The 15,427-nt window shown below is 64.0% G+C and carries 15 protein-coding genes; all 15 read left to right on the top strand.

The features are described from left to right. The first annotated feature begins 142 nt into the window (after window positions 1–142). A complete protein-coding gene (locus BVH03_RS03725; protein ID WP_075959950.1) occupies window positions 143–682 on the top strand; it encodes a type 1 glutamine amidotransferase domain-containing protein in 540 nt (179 codons plus the stop codon). 103 nt (window positions 683–785) lie between these two features. Continuing rightward, window positions 786–1,982, top strand: coding sequence for a class I SAM-dependent rRNA methyltransferase (locus tag BVH03_RS03730; protein ID WP_075959951.1), 1,197 nt, complete (start codon window positions 786–788; stop codon window positions 1,980–1,982). A gap of 522 nt (window positions 1,983–2,504) precedes the next feature. Next, on the top strand, window positions 2,505–3,227 hold the full coding sequence (locus BVH03_RS03735) for a sensor histidine kinase (protein WP_075959952.1): 723 nt from the start codon (window positions 2,505–2,507) through the stop codon (window positions 3,225–3,227). 10 nt (window positions 3,228–3,237) lie between these two features. Further along, window positions 3,238–3,876 carry a response regulator transcription factor gene (locus BVH03_RS03740; protein WP_075959953.1) on the top strand — a complete coding sequence of 213 codons (639 nt, stop codon included), beginning with the start codon at window positions 3,238–3,240 and terminating at the stop codon, window positions 3,874–3,876. Between the two features lie 618 nt (window positions 3,877–4,494). Continuing rightward, window positions 4,495–5,217, top strand: coding sequence for a methyl-accepting chemotaxis protein (locus BVH03_RS27150; RefSeq protein WP_371915337.1), 723 nt, complete (start codon window positions 4,495–4,497; stop codon window positions 5,215–5,217). Between the two features lie 11 nt (window positions 5,218–5,228). Continuing rightward, the gene (locus tag BVH03_RS03750) at window positions 5,229–5,597 is read left to right on the top strand and encodes a response regulator (protein ID WP_013789289.1); all 369 of its coding nucleotides are present in this window, start codon (window positions 5,229–5,231) and stop codon (window positions 5,595–5,597) included. Then, a complete protein-coding gene (locus tag BVH03_RS03755) occupies window positions 5,594–5,914 on the top strand; it encodes an STAS domain-containing protein (RefSeq protein WP_075959955.1) in 321 nt (106 codons plus the stop codon). Before BVH03_RS03750 ends, BVH03_RS03755 begins: the two co-directional genes overlap by 4 nt. Before the next feature lie 5 nt (window positions 5,915–5,919). Next, entirely contained in the window at window positions 5,920–8,097 is a 2,178-nt protein-coding gene (locus BVH03_RS03760) for a chemotaxis protein CheA (protein ID WP_075959956.1), read from the top strand. After that, entirely contained in the window at window positions 8,090–8,623 is a 534-nt protein-coding gene (locus tag BVH03_RS03765) for a chemotaxis protein CheW (RefSeq protein ID WP_075959957.1), read from the top strand. The genes BVH03_RS03760 and BVH03_RS03765 overlap by 8 nt, the downstream gene beginning before the upstream one ends. A gap of 33 nt (window positions 8,624–8,656) precedes the next feature. Then, window positions 8,657–10,300: a methyl-accepting chemotaxis protein gene (locus tag BVH03_RS03770; RefSeq protein ID WP_075959958.1), complete on the top strand. Its 1,644-nt coding sequence runs from the start codon at window positions 8,657–8,659 to the stop codon at window positions 10,298–10,300. Between the two features lie 3 nt (window positions 10,301–10,303). After that, the gene (locus BVH03_RS03775) at window positions 10,304–10,822 is read left to right on the top strand and encodes a chemotaxis protein CheW (RefSeq protein WP_075959959.1); all 519 of its coding nucleotides are present in this window, start codon (window positions 10,304–10,306) and stop codon (window positions 10,820–10,822) included. After that, window positions 10,822–11,643, top strand: a complete 822-nt coding sequence (locus tag BVH03_RS03780; protein ID WP_075959960.1) for a protein-glutamate O-methyltransferase CheR — start codon at window positions 10,822–10,824, stop codon at window positions 11,641–11,643. Before BVH03_RS03775 ends, BVH03_RS03780 begins: the two co-directional genes overlap by 1 nt. Then, on the top strand, window positions 11,636–12,154 hold the full coding sequence (locus tag BVH03_RS03785; RefSeq protein WP_075959961.1) for a chemotaxis protein CheD: 519 nt from the start codon (window positions 11,636–11,638) through the stop codon (window positions 12,152–12,154). Before BVH03_RS03780 ends, BVH03_RS03785 begins: the two co-directional genes overlap by 8 nt. Further along, window positions 12,151–13,212: a chemotaxis response regulator protein-glutamate methylesterase gene (locus tag BVH03_RS03790; RefSeq protein WP_075959962.1), complete on the top strand. Its 1,062-nt coding sequence runs from the start codon at window positions 12,151–12,153 to the stop codon at window positions 13,210–13,212. The genes BVH03_RS03785 and BVH03_RS03790 overlap by 4 nt, the downstream gene beginning before the upstream one ends. A 226-nt stretch (window positions 13,213–13,438) precedes the next feature. Further along, complete coding sequence (gene ilvD, locus BVH03_RS03795; RefSeq protein WP_075959963.1) at window positions 13,439–15,277, top strand: dihydroxy-acid dehydratase; 1,839 nt, start codon at window positions 13,439–13,441, stop codon at window positions 15,275–15,277. The last annotated feature ends 150 nt before the right edge of the window (window positions 15,278–15,427 follow it).

A 15,427-nucleotide genomic window follows, 5' to 3' on the forward strand; every position in this document is an offset into this window, starting at 1 on the left:
GGAGCGCGCAGTCTACCCTGAGCGTGAAGACTTTTGAGCCGCCGGTTACAGAACAAATCTGCAGGTCGTCGCCTGGCCTGAACTTAGCGGCTCGCAGCACCCCGAATATTGCTCACTCAGCCTATTCAGAAAGGTGTTTACGATGAGCAAGTCCCTTGCAGGCAAGCGTGTCGCTCTATTGGTTACCGACGGTTTCGAGCAGGTCGAACTGACCGGCCCCAAAAAGGCGCTCGAAGAACTCGGTGCCACCGCTGAGATCCTTTCCAGCAAATCCGGCAAGGTCACCGGCTGGAATCACACCACGCCAGCCGACGCCTTCACCGTCGACAAAACCTTCGATACGGCGAAGATCGACGATTACCACGCCATCGTGCTGCCCGGCGGCGTGGTCAACGCCGACACCATCCGCCTCGACGAGATGGCCGTGGAGTTGGTGAAGGATGCCGCCAAGGCCAACAAACCGATCGCCGTGATCTGCCACGGGGCCTGGATTCTCGCCACCGCAGACCTGCTCAAGGGCAAGACCCTGACCAGCTACCCCTCGCTGACCGACGACCTGAAGAACGCCGGTGCCACCTGGGTGGACAAGGAAGTGGTGGTCGACGGCCAGCTGATCAGCAGCCGGACACCAGACGATCTGCCAGCTTTCAACGAAAAGTTGATCGCCGCGCTCGCCGTCTGAGCCAGCCGCCACGGACCAAGGATGGGCGTCCACGGCATGCAACGCGGCAAGCAGCTACCGGGCTCCTCGTTTAGAATGCGCATTTTTTGCGACGGAGCCCATCATGTCCCTGCCCAGCCTGCGCCTGAAAGCCAACGCCGACCGACGCCTGCGCGCCGGCCACCTGTGGGTCTACAGCAACGAGATCGACGTCGCCGTCACCCCGCTCAACGCTTTCCAAGCCGGTGACCAGGCCATCCTCGAAGCTGCCGGTGGCAAGCCCTTGGGCATCGTTGCCCTGAGCCCCAACAATCTGATCTGCGCCCGCCTGCTGTCGCGTGACGTCAAACACGTGTTGGACAAGTCGCTGCTGGTGCACCGCCTCAACGTGGCCCTGAGCCTGCGCGAACGGCTGTTCGACCAGCCCTGCTACCGCCTGGTGTACGGCGACTCCGACCTGCTGCCTGGCCTGGTGGTCGACCGTTTCTTCGACATCCTCGTGGTGCAATTGGCCTCGGCGACCATGGAACGCCACAAGGACGACGTGCTGGCTGCGCTGATCCAGGTGCTCAAGCCCAGCGGCATCCTGCTCAAGAACGACTCCGCCGCCCGCGATGCCGAAGGCCTCGAGCGCTACGTCGACACCGCCTTTGGCGTGGTGCCGGAGTGGGTCGCCCTGGAGGAGAACGGCGTGAAGTTCGAAGCACCGGTGATCGAAGGCCAGAAGACCGGCTGGTTCTATGACCACCGTATGAACCGCGCGCGCCTGGCGCCCTACGTCAAGGGCAAGCGCGTGCTCGACCTGTTCAGCTACATCGGCGGTTGGGGTGTGCAGGCCGCCGCGTTCGGTGCCAGCGAAGTGTTCTGTGTGGACGCCTCGGCGTTCGCCCTCGACGGCGTGGAACGCAACGCCACGCTCAATGGTTTCGCCGAGAAGGTCACCTGCGTGGAAGGCGACGTGTTTGCCGCCCTGCGTGAGCTGAAGGCAGCCGAAGAGCGTTTCGACGTGGTGATCGCCGATCCACCCGCCTTCATCAAGCGCAAGAAGGACATCAAGAACGGCGAAGCAGCCTATCGTCGCCTCAACGAAACCGCCATGCGCCTGCTCAACAAGGACGGCATCCTGGTCAGCGCTAGCTGCTCCATGCACCTGGACGAAGACAATCTGCAGAACATCCTGCTGACCAGCGCCCGCCATCTGGATCGCAACATCCAGCTGCTCGAACGCGGCGCCCAGGGCCCGGACCACCCGGTGCACCCGGCCATCGGCGAAACCCGCTACATCAAGAGCCTGACCTGCCGCCTGCTGCCCAATAGCTGACGGCACGGCCTGCCCGTTCGGCGACTAGCATCTCGACAAGCACCACGGATCTCGGGCCCTGGCGAACCCAGGCCCGCTACCGTGGTCTCTGCTGGGCATGACTGAGATGCTCGAGGTGTCGTTGCACGCGTTATTGGCGTCACAGATAGCCCGCAAGCAGGGGCCGGATCTTCAGCCGACCAGCGCTCTGTCGATGATCGCTTGCTCTTCTTCAACCAGCCGTCGGCTCATCGTCACGGCGCTCGCTGCGCCCGTTATCACGGCGCCCCCCTGAGCTGGGCCGGTCGACGCCGATCAGCAGCGCTGATACGCAGCTAGGGTTAGCAGGGAGAGGTACTCCCGATCGGCGCGGCAGCATTGCAGTGGATGCGCCAACGGCGATTGCCTCGTGCCGATACGCCACGGCGTCACACCCGTGATAGCTGTCGCCAGGGCAGCACAGGGGCATTACCCTAAACCACATCCTGCATGGCCCGGCTATCGACGTTAGACAGCCGGTCAATAAGAGAGAGAAGAGCCCAGGTGACTGACACGAAGACGCTCTCCCAACATGGCAACCGGACGCAAACCCAGCAGAACGAGGCAACCGAAGACGCCCGCCACCGCAGACACCGGGCCAAGCTCTACGCCGCCATTCGGGACAAGGAACGCAAGCGCATCGCCCGTGAACTGCATGATGAATTGGGCCAACAGCTGACGGCCCTGCAACAGGGCCTGGGGGTACTGGGCATCCGCCTCAAGCGCGACCGCCCGGACCTGGACGACGAAATCCAACGCCTGATCGGCATCACCCACAGCGCCATCGAGGCGATTCGTGACGTGCAGTTCGGCGGTCCCATCGGGCGCCTGCAACACGGCCTGGAAAACAGCCTGAAGCACCTTGTCGACGACTTCAAACGCCTCTCCGGCATCGACTGCCGCTGCAGCCTGCCGCCCGCCCTAGACCTCAATACCGACCAGGCCTCGCACCTGTGCCGCATCGTGCAGGAATCGCTCACCAACATCCTGCGTCATGCCCAGGCCAGCCGCGCGGCGGTCAGCCTCGAGCAACGCGACAACGACTATGTACTGGAGATCTCCGACGACGGTCGCGGCTTCACCCTCAGCGACACCCTCCCCGATTCCACCGGACTATCCGGCATGCGCGAGCGCGGCAAGCGCCTCGGCGGGCCGGTGATCATTTTCAGTCATCCCGGCCAGGGCACCATCGTCCAGGCGATATTCCCCGCGGCTCACCGTGTTTAAGGATTCACCGATGATCAAGCTGTTGATCGCCGACGACCACATGATCATGCGCGAAGGGCTCAAGCGCCTGTTCGAGCTGTATGACGACGTCCGCGTCGTCGCCGAAGCGGCCGATGGCGCCCAGGCCCTGGAAAAACTGCGCCTGGTTCCCGTGGATCTCCTGCTACTGGACATCAGCATGCCCGGCCTGAGCGGCGAGGCCCTGATCGCCCGCATCACGCACCAGTACCCCAAGCTGCCCATTCTGGTGCTCAGCATGCACGGTGACCCGCATCTCGCTCTCCGCGTGCTGCGCTGTGGCGCAACGGGCTACCTGACCAAGAGTCAGTCGCCTTCGACCCTCGTCGAAGCGGTGAGAAGGGTCAGCGGTGGCAATCGCTACATCGACCCGGCACTGATGGAGCCCATCGCTCTGAGCAGTATCAAGCCTGCCAGCCGCAGCGGGCTCGACAGCCTGACCAATCGCGAGTTCCAGATCATGCGATTGCTTGCTGCCGGGCTGAGCGTCAACCACATTGCCAAACAATTGACGATCAGTAACAAGACAGTCAGTACCCATAAGATAAATCTGATGGAAAAAATGCGATTTTCCAGCAATGCAGACCTGGTCAGATTCGCCTCCAGCCTCATGAATTCCGACCTTGCCTAGGAAAATCCTTAGTGCTTTGTAGCGTTTAAAGCCAAGCAAATATCAGCCAAAGCCGATGCACCCGCCGATGATGCTTCATGCATGCTGCCGACATCCAAAGGAATGCTTGGTCACCGCGCTGGAGCTTTGCCCGCCTGCTGCCTGTTCCGTGGAGTCTGAGCCCAGTCCGCCACGGAGCTTTACATGCGTGATCTCTCCACCCCTCTCCTCGCTCCCCTGCTGATTCTGATCGCTGGCATCGCCGTCGTAACGCTGGTCGGCCAGCAGCTACTCGATATGCTGCCGGCCCTGGCCATCCTGCTGGTGGCGGGCGTGGTCATCATCCTCGCGCTGCGCCGCCAGAGCCCCGGCCAGGCGTCTACGGCACAGCTCGCCAGCCATGAGCAGCATATGCCCAGCCAGGACGACAGCGTCGAGCAGCTCTGCGGCCAGGTTCTGCCGCTGTGGTCGCAGCATATCGAGAACGCCCGCAGCCACACCGAAGAGTCCATCAGCGCCTTGAGCGAGCGCTTCGCCCAACTGGCCACGCGGATCCAGAGCAGCCTCGGTGGGAGCACCGAGCGCGAGGCCGGAAAACGCCTGGTGGCGCTGCTGTCGAGCTGCGAGTACGAGCTGGACATGATCATCGTCGCCCTGCGCGATGCACTGGCCAGCAAGGAATCGCTGCTCAATGAAATCACTCAGCTGTCCAGCTTCACCGACCAGTTGCAGGAGATGGCCCAGGACGTTGCAAACATCGCCAAACAGACCAACCTGCTGGCCCTCAACGCTGCCATCGAAGCAGCGCGGGCCGGTGAGAGCGGCCGCGGCTTCGCGGTGGTCGCCGACGAGGTGCGCAAGTTGTCGTCGATGTCGGGCGACACCGGTCAGCGCATCGGCGAAACCGTAGTGATCGTCAATGACGCCATCCACAAGACCCTGGACATCTCCCAGGAATACACCAAGACCGACACCGTCACCCTGAACAAGGCCAGCGATGTCATCGCCGGGGTGATCGGCCGCTTCAACCAGAGCGCCAGCGACATCGTCCACCACAATGAAACCATGCGCACGCAAAGCGAATCCGTCGCCCAGGACATCGCCGAAGTGCTGGTGTCGCTGCAGTTCCAGGATCGCATCAGCCAGACCCTCGGCCATATCGCCGCCGACCAGGACAAGCTGCACGCCCATATCCAGAATCGCCATGCACAGCGCCAGCAGAGCCTGGCGCCATCGCCCCTGGACATCGACCACTGGCTCGGCGAACTGGCGCAGACCTACACCACCCCCGAGCAGCACGGCATCCACCGGGGCGAGAAAAGCAGCGCCAAAAGCAACGACTCCGACATCACGTTTTTCTGAGGTTTTTCCCCATGAGCAAGACCGTACTCATCGTCGACGACTCCGCCTCCATCCGCCAGGTCGTCAGCATTACGCTCAAGGGGGCCGGCTACCAGGTCATCGAAGGCTGCGACGGCAAGGATGCGCTGAGCAAGCTCGACGGCCGCAAGGTGCACCTGATCATCAGTGACGTGAACATGCCGAACATGGACGGCATCACCTTCGTGAAGAACGTCAAGCAACTGCCCGCCTACAAGTTCACCCCGGTGATCATGCTCACCACCGAGGCCGGCGAAGCGAAGAAGGAAGAAGGCCGCGCCGCGGGTGCCAAGGCCTGGGTGGTCAAGCCCTTCCAGCCGGCGCAGATGCTCACCGCCGTCTCCAAGCTGATCCTGCCATGACCGACGCGCCGGCGGAGAGCCTCTACCGCATCTTGCCCCTGGAAGGCGGCCTGACCATTTACAGCGCCACCGAACACATGCAGTTGCTGACGCAGGCCCTGGCCTGCGATGTGGAAGTGGAGCTCGACCTCGGCGCCGTCGATGAACTGGACTGCGCCGGGCTGCAGTTGCTGATCCTTGCCAAGCAGGAGGCGGCACGCATGAACTGCGACCTGCGCCTGACCAACCACAGCCCAGCGGTGATCGAGGCTTTCGAACTGAGCGGGCTGGGCACCTTCTTCGGCGACCCCATCCTGATCAAGCCGGCGAGCGAGTAACTAGCATGAACATGGACGAAGTGCTGCAGGTCTTCATCGCCGAAAGCCAGGAACTGCTGCAACAGATGGAAGAGGCCCTGCTGCAGCTGGAAAACGACCCGGACGACGCCGACACCATCAACGCCATCTTTCGCGCAGCCCACACCATCAAGGGCTCGGCCGGCCTGTTCGGTCTCGACGTGATCGTCGCCTTCACCCATATCGCCGAAAGCGTGCTGGATCGGGTGCGCAACGGCGAGCTGCGCTTCGGCAAGGACATGACCGCCCTGTTCCTGCAGGTTGGCGATCACCTGGCGCGCCTGGTGGCACTGGTCGACAGCGGCGCCGACCTGGAAATTCTCGAGCCCGACACGCAGATCGCCCATCAGCAACTGGCCGAGCGACTGTCCCATTATCTGGAGCCCGTCCAGGTCAGCGAGTCGATACCGGCGGCCACCACGCGCATCGAGCGGGGCCAGGGCGTGGGCGCCGACCACTGGCACCTGTCCCTGCGCTTCGGCCCGGATACCCTGCGCAACGGCATGGACCCACTCGGCCTGTTCCGCTACCTGAATACCTTCGGCAAGATCGTCAGCATCGTGCCGCTGCTGGACCGCATTCCGGTGGCCGCCGAAATGGACCCGGAAACCTGCTATCTGGGTTTCGAAATGGCCTTCGCCAGCGACGCCGAAAAGGCCACCATCGAGGGCGCCTTCGAGTTCGTGCGCGAAGACAGCCTGATCCGCATCCTGCCGCCCAACAGCAAATCCGAGCAATACCTGGAGCTGATCCGCGCGCTGCCGGAAGAAGACATGCGCCTGGGCGAAATCCTCATGCGCTGCGGCACCCTGACCGCCAACGAGCTGCAGGAGGTCCTGCAAGCCCAGGTACAGGGGCAGGAACGCGACGAGCCGCGCCCGATCGGCCGCGTACTGGTCGAGGAAAGCCTGGTGCAGCCACCGGTAATCGCCGCCGCGCTGCAGAAGCAGCAGCAGATCAAGGACAATCGCAGCAGCGAAACCAGCCTGATTCGTGTCGACGCCGGCAAGCTGGACAAACTCATCGATCTGGTCGGCGAGCTGATCATCGCCGGTGCCGGGGCGCGAATGACCGCCCAGACCTGTGGTCACCCGGAAATGCTCGAGGCCACCGAGCTGCTCTCCCGGCTGGTCGAGGAAGTCCGCGATTCCGCCCTGCCGCTGCGCATGGTGCAGATCGGCAGCACCTTCAACCGCTTCCAGCGCGTGGTGCGCGACGTCGCCGGCGAGATCGGCAAGGACATCGCCCTGTCCATCAGCGGCGGCGAAACCGAACTCGACAAGACGGTGGTCGAGCGCATCACCGATCCGCTCACCCATCTGGTGCGCAACGCCATGGATCATGGCATCGAGTCGGTGGAAACCCGCCTGGCGCGCGGCAAGCCGGCCCAGGGCAAGGTCTCCCTGAATGCCTACCACGATGCCGGCAGCATCGTCCTGGAAGTCAGCGACGACGGCGGCGGCCTCGACGCCCAGCGCATCCTCGCCAAGGCCCGCGAGCGAGGCCTGATCGGCGACGGTCAGACGCTCTCGGAAAAAGAGACCTTCGCGCTGATCTTCGAGCCCGGCTTCTCTACCGCCGAGCAGGTCAGCAACCTGTCCGGCCGTGGTGTGGGCATGGACGTGGTCAAGCGCAACATCACCGCCCTGCGCGGCACCATCGAACTGGACAGCACCCTTGGCCAGGGCACGCGCATTCGCATCCGCCTACCGCTGACCCTGGCGATCATCGACGGCTTCCTGGTCAGCGTCGGCCAAGCCGGCTACGTGATTCCCCTGGAAATGGTGGAAGAATGCATCGAGCTGCCCGCCGGGACCGCGTTCAAGCGCGGCCACCTGGAGCTGCGCGGGCAGATGCTGCCCATCGTGCGCCTGCGTGATCTGTTCGAGCAAGAGAGCCAGCCGCCCCGCCGTGAAAGCGTGGTGGTGGTACGCCAGGCCGGTCTGCGCGCCGGCCTGGTGGTCGATCAACTGGCTGGCGAATTCCAGACGGTGATCAAGCCACTCGGCAAGATCTTCGCCGGCTGCAGCGAACTGGGCGGCTTCACCATTCTCGGCGACGGCAGCGTCGCGCTGATTCTCGACATTCCCCGTCTGCTCAGCCAATTGGCCGCGCCGCGCAGCGCCGCGCAGCACGAATCCGCCCAGGTATACGCCCATGAGTGAGCTCGCCGTAACCACCGCAAGTGCCTCAAAAGCTGCTGCCGACGAAGAGCTGGTGCACCAGTACCTGAGCTTCATCCTCCACGAGCGGCGTTACGCTTTGGACGGGTTGTGCGTGCGGGAAATCATCGAGTACCAACGCACCACCAAGGTGCCGATGGCCAACCGCTGCGTACATGGCGTGATCAACCTGCGCGGCGCGGTGGTGCCGGTCATCGACCTGAGCTTGCGCTTCAACCACGCCAGGACGCAGATCGACCGGCGCACCTGCATCATCATCGTCGAAGTGCCCCAGCCCGAGGCCCCGCAGATTCTCGGCATTCTGGTCGACGCCGTCAGCGAGGTACTGGAAATCGCTCCGGCGCAAATGAATCCGGTGCCGGCCTTCGGCAACTCGATTCGCAGCGACTTCATTCAGGCGATGGTTCACCGCGAGGGTGACTTCATCATCCTGCTGGCCATCGAAAACGCCCTTGCGGTCGCCGAGATAGCGGCTCTGCCAGACGGAACCAAAGCATTGTCCGCCTGACCGGGCAGCCAAGCATCACAGAGGGAAGCAACCATGTTCAAAGACCTACGCGTGTCCACAAAGCTCGGCCTCGGTTTCGGTACGGTCATCGTGCTGCTGCTGATCGCTCTGGTGCTGGGCCTGACCCGCATGAGCGCGATCAACGATTCCAATAACGTGATCATCAATGATCGGTATGTGAAGATCCGCCAGGCCACAACCATCAAGGAAGAAACCTCCAACCAGGGTCGCTACGTACGCGACATCATTCTGGATGAGGACGAAGCAGCCGATCAACGCAACCTGGCGCTCATCAATAGCAGCCGTGAACGGCGCCTGGCGGCCGCAGAAGAGCTGAGCCGCACCATCGCCAGCCCAGAAGGCCGTGAGCTCATGGCGCGCGTCAACGCCGCGCGTGACGTAGTGGGTAAGCGCTACGACGAGCTGTTCAAGCGGCTGGACGACCCGGAGCGTGCCGAAAACTATCTGTTCGCCAGCATGATTCCGGCCAACGATGACCTGCTCGCCGCCGCTGACGCGCTGATCACCTATCAGAGCGGCCTGATGGATCAGGATGCGGCAGACGCCAGCGCGCTTTATCAGGAATCACGCCTGCAGCTGTCGCTGATCGGCGGTATCGCCATTCTGGTTTCCATCCTGCTTGGCTGGCTGATCACTCGCAGCCTGCTCAAGCAACTGGGCGGCGAGCCCGCCTATGCCGCCGAAGTGGTCACCCGTATCGCCGAAGGCGACCTGCGCACCCAGGTGGTGGTCAAGCCCAATGACACTACCAGCATGCTGGCCTCGATCAGCAACATGTCCACCCGCCTGACGCAGATCATCGCCGAAGTACGCAGCTCCGCCGACTCGCTGTCCAGCGCCTCCGAAGAGATTTCCTCCACGGCCCAGAGCATGAGTCAGGCCGCGTCCGAACAGGCCGCGTCGGTCGAGGAAACCAGCGCGTCGATGGAGCAGATGTCGGCATCCATTTCCCAGAACACCGAAAATGCCCGAGTTACCGACGGTATGGCCAGCAAGGCCGCCAATGAAGCTGGTGAGGGTGGCCAGGCGGTGAAAGACACCGTACGCGCCATGAAGACCATCGCCGACAAGATCGGCATCGTCGACGACATCGCCTACCAGACCAACCTGCTGGCGCTCAACGCCGCCATCGAAGCGGCCCGCGCCGGCGAGCACGGCAAGGGCTTCGCAGTGGTCGCCGCCGAAGTACGCAAGCTGGCCGAGCGCAGCCAGGTCGCCGCCCAGGAAATCGGCGAGGTCGCGAAGAACAGCGTGGCCCTGGCCGAGCGTGCCGGCACCCTGCTCGACGAGATCGTCCCGTCCATCGCCAAGACCTCCGACCTGGTCCAGGAAATCGCCGCCGCCTCCGACGAGCAGAGCAGCGGCGTCGGCCAGATCAGCACGGCGATGAACCAGCTCAGCGAGCTGACCCAGCAGAACGCTTCGGCCTCCGAGGAGCTGGCAGCCACCGCCGAGGAAATGAGCGGCCAGGCCGAGCAACTGCAGCAATTGATGGACTTCTTCCGCCTCAACGGCACGGGCGAGCGCATCACCGTCGCCAACCCGCCGCGCACTCGCCAGCCGCACGCTCGCGGCAACGGGCCGGCACGCCAGGCGCGCGATGACGACGGCCACAGCGGTGGCCTGCCGGCCGGTTACGTGCGCTTTCAGGAGTAGCCCATGAGTTGCGGACCACGGCTGCTCGACGGCGCCACGGCAGGAGCGGGCCAGTACCTGACCTTCACCCTGGCGCAGGAGCTGTTCGCAGTGGAGATTCGCGCCGTACGCGAGATCATCGAGTACGGCCGACTGACCTCGGTGCCGATGCTGCCGCCGAGCATCCTCGGCGTGATCAACCTGCGCGGCGCGGTGGTGCCCGTGATGGACCTGGGTCAGCGCTTTGGCGGCCAGACGACCCGGATCGGCCCACGCACCTGCATCGTGATTCTGGAAATCACCGGGCCCGGCCATACCCAGGTGATCGGCATCGTCGTCGACGCGGTCAACGAGGTACGCGAGCTGAGCGCCGAGCAGATCGAGCCGACGCCGTCCTTCGGTGGCAGCATCCGCGCCGACTTCATCCGCGGTATGGGCAAGCTCGATGACCGCCTGGTGGTGATGCTCGATATCGGCCGAGTGATCTCCACCGAAGAGTCTCTCGCCATCGACCAGGCCCAGCAGCACGGTGCTTCCAGCTGATGCGCGAGACGACCCAGGCCACGCTTTCCGATCTCGAGTTCAGCCAGTTCCGCCAGCTCATCCATGGCATCGCCGGCATTCATCTCTCCGATGCCAAGAAACCGCTGGTAGCCGGGCGCCTCAACAAGCGCCTGCGCGCGCTCGGCATGGCCACCTACGGCGAATACTTCCGCCTGGTCGGCAAGGACAAGGCCGAGCTGCAGACCTGCGTGGACCTGCTGACCACCAACGAAACCTATTTCTTTCGCGAACCCAAGCACTTCGATTTTCTGCGCGAGCTGCTGCAAAAGCCCGGTGCGATTCCCAGCGGCCGTCCGCTGCGGATCTGGAGCGGCGCCTGCTCCAGCGGCGAGGAGCCTTACACCCTGGCCCTGTTGCTGGCCGAACGTCTCGGCGAGCGGTCGTGGGAAATCCTCGCTTCGGACATCAGCCAGCGCATCCTCACCCAGGCGCGCAACGGCGTGTACGAATTGGATGACGGCGAGAACATACCGCGCCATCTGCTGGTCAAACACTGCCTGCGCGGCATCGACGAGAACCACGGGCGAATGATGATCGCGCCGGCCCTGCGCCAGCGCGTGCGCTTCATCCAGATCAACCTCAACAGCGCGCTACCGGACGTCGGCCTGTTCGACGTGATCTTCCTGCGCAACGTGATGATCTACTTCGACGCCGACACCAAACGCCAGGTGGTGGCGCGCCTGCTCAAGCACTTGCGCCCGGGCGGCCATTTCATCATCAGCCACTCGGAAAGCCTGAACGGCGTCAACGATACGCTCAAGGTCGTGAAACCCTCGATCTACCGCAAGCCCGATGACTAATACCCCCTCGATCGCCGAGGTGTACCTGAACCCCGGCGACTACCACTTCGGCGGGCCTTACACCCGCGTGCGCACCCTGCTGGGCTCGTGCGTGTCGATCGTGCTCTGGCACCCCCACGCTCACCTGGGCGGCATGTGCCATTTCATGCTGCCCACCCGCGGGCGCCCCACCAAGCAACGTGATGGCCGCTACGCCGACGAAGTGATGAGCCTGCTGTGCGAGGCGATCGCCCTGAGCGGTACCCGCCTGGCCGAATACCAGGCGCGCATCTTTGGCGGCGGCCACATGTTTCCGGGCCTGGCGCAAAGAAGTCGCCATCACGTCGGCCAGCAGAACATCGACATCGCCCGCCACCTGCTCGCCGAGAGAAAACTCAGCTGCCACGGCGAACATGTCGGCGGCGTCGGCCACCGCAATCTAATCTTCGATATCTGGAGCGGCGAGATCGCGCTGAAGCAAACCCAGCCCCTTGCCACTCAAGAGCCCCCTGCTGGAAAGCGACCGCTATGAAAAATATAAAAGTCATGATCGTCGACGACTCCGCCGTGGTGCGCCAGGTGCTCTCCCAGGTACTGGCGGCTGACCCGGCGATCGAGGTCATCGGTACTGCCGCCGACCCGCTGTTCGCCCTCGACAAGATGCAACGCCAGTGGCCCGACGTGATCGTGCTCGACGTCGAAATGCCGCGCATGGATGGCATCACCTTCCTGCGCAAGCTGATGGCCGAGCGCCCGACGCCGGTGGTGATCTGCTCGACGCTGACCGAAAAGGGTGCCACCACCACCATGCAGGCATTGTCGGCGGGCGCGGTAAGCATCGTCACCAAGCCCCAGGCCAGCCTCAGCAAGTTCCTGATCAACGCCAGCGACGACCTGGTCAACGCGGTCAAGGCCGCCGCTCGGGCCAACGTCAAGCGCCTGGTCAGCAAGTCGCCACCTGCGGCGCCCCAGGCCAAACTCAGTGCCGATGCCATCCTGCCACCGGCCACCAGCGCCATGGCGCGCACCACCGAGCGTATCGTCGCCATCGGCACCTCTACCGGCGGCACCCAGGCCCTTGAGTACATCCTTACCCGCCTGCCGCGGGTCTGCCCGGCGATCGTGATCGTCCAGCACATGCCCGAGCGCTTCACCGCCGCCTTCGCCGAGCGCCTCAACGGCCTCTGCGAGCTGGAGGTACTGGAAGCGCGCCATGGCGATCGCGTGGTGCCCGGTCGCGCGCTGATCGCGCCTGGCGGCCGCCACCTGCTACTCAAGCGCAGCGGCGCCCAATATGTGGTCGAGGTGGTCGACGGCCCACCGGTCAGCCGCCACAAGCCCTCGGTGGACGTGCTGTTTCGCTCCACCGCCCGCGCCGCTGGCGCCAACGCCACCGGCATCATCATGACCGGCATGGGCGACGACGGCGCCCGCGGCCTGCGCGAAATGCATGAAGCCGGCGCCCTGACCCTCGGCCAGGACGAGGCCAGCTGCGTGGTCTACGGCATGCCCAAGGAAGCCATGAAGCTCGGCGCGGTCAGCAAGGAAATCCCCCTGGATCAGATCCCCGCCGCCATCCTGCGCGGCTAGGGCTCTGCCGCCGGCGGGGACGGCCGGCGGCCAGCAGCCTTTCCTCTCCCGCCTCGCGCGGCGTAGAATCAGGGCATTTCCCGCCAGCCACCCTTCGGCGGGCTGTGAGCCCGGGCAGGCAGACGGAGATCCCGTCGTGCGCCATGCCACCTTGCTTCGCGGTCACCTGCCGCTGATCCGCTCACCCATCTACCAATGCCTACCTGATTAGCCGCAGGAATCCGTCATGCCTGATTACCGCTCGAAGACCTCCACCCACGGCCGCAACATGGCCGGCGCCCGTGCCCTGTGGCGCGCCACCGGGATGAAGGACGAAGACTTCAAGAAACCGATCATCGCCATCGCCAACTCCTTCACCCAGTTCGTGCCCGGCCACGTGCACTTGAAGGACCTGGGCCAGCTGGTCGCCCGCGAGATCGAGAAAGCCGGCGGCGTGGCCAAGGAATTCAACACCATCGCCGTCGACGACGGCATCGCCATGGGCCACGACGGCATGCTCTATTCGCTGCCGAGCCGCGAGATCATCGCCGACTCCGTGGAGTACATGGTCAACGCCCACTGCGCCGACGCCATCGTCTGCATCTCCAACTGCGACAAGATCACCCCCGGCATGCTGATGGCCGCCCTGCGCCTGAACATCCCGGTGATCTTCGTCTCCGGCGGCCCGATGGAAGCCGGCAAGACCAAACTGGCCAGCCACGGCCTGGATCTGGTCGACGCCATGGTGATCGCTGCCGACAGCACCGCCTCGGACGAGAAAGTCGCCGAATACGAGCGCAGCGCCTGCCCGACCTGCGGTTCGTGCTCCGGCATGTTCACCGCCAACTCGATGAATTGCCTGACCGAAGCCCTGGGCCTGGCCCTGCCGGGCAATGGCTCGACCCTGGCCACCCACAGCGACCGCGAGCAGCTGTTCCTGCAGGCCGGCCGCACTGCCGTCGAACTGTGCAAGCGCTACTACGATGAAGGCGACGACTCGGTGCTGCCGCGCAACATCGCCAACGTCAAGGCGTTCGAGAACGCCATGATGCTCGACATCGCCATGGGCGGTTCGACCAACACCATCCTGCACCTGTTGGCGGCGGCTCAGGAGGCCGAGATCGACTTCGACCTGCGTGACATCGATCGTCTGTCGCGTCTGGTGCCGCAGTTGTGCAAGGTGGCACCGAACATCCAGAAGTACCACATGGAGGACGTGCACCGCGCTGGCGGCATCTTCTCCATTCTTGGCTCGCTGGCCCGTGGCGGCCTGCTGCACACCGATCTGCCGACCGTGCACAGCCGCAGCATGGCCGAAGCCATCGCCAAGTGGGACATCACCCAGACCGATGACGAAGCCGTGCACCACTTCTTCAAGGCCGGCCCGGCGGGAATCCCGACCCAGACCGCGTTCAGCCAGTCGACCCGTTGGGACACCCTCGACGACGACCGCGAGAACGGTTGCATCCGCAGCGTCGAACATGCCTATTCGAAAGAAGGCGGCCTGGCCGTGCTGTACGGCAACATCGCCCTGGACGGCTGTGTGGTGAAGACCGCCGGCGTCGACGAGTCGATCCACGTGTTCGAGGGCAACGCCAAGATCTTCGAAAGCCAGGACAGCGCGGTGCGCGGCATTCTCAATGACGAAGTGAAAGAAGGCGACATCGTCATCATCCGCTACGAGGGCCCGAAAGGCGGCCCGGGCATGCAGGAAATGCTCTACCCGACCTCGTACCTGAAATCCAAGGGCCTGGGCAAAGCCTGCGCGCTGCTCACCGATGGTCGCTTCTCCGGCGGCACCTCGGGCCTGTCCATCGGCCACGCCTCGCCGGAAGCCGCTGCCGGCGGCGCCATCGGCCTGGTGAAGGATGGTGACAAGGTGCTGATCGACATCCCCAACCGCTCGATCAACCTGTTGGTCAGCGACGAGGAAATCGCCCACCGCCGCCACGAACAGGACAAGAAGGGCTGGAAACCGGTCGAGCAACGCCCGCGCAAGGTGACCACCGCCCTGAAGGCCTACGCCCTGCTGGCCACCAGTGCCGACAAAGGCGCGGTACGCAACAAGGCGCTGCTGGACGGTTGAACCTTTAGCTCGCTGTACGAAAACCCGGCCTTGTCAGACTGTGTGAAAACCTAGCAGTCCGAGGGTGAGTTGAAGACAATGCCTCTATCGGTTGATAGGGGCATTGTCGTTTATGGGTTATATCCAGGGCGAAGGTCGCGGGCAAAGCAG

It is taken from the genome of Pseudomonas sp. PA15(2017) (assembly GCF_001945395.1).
Classification (GTDB): Bacteria; Pseudomonadota; Gammaproteobacteria; order Pseudomonadales; family Pseudomonadaceae; genus Aquipseudomonas.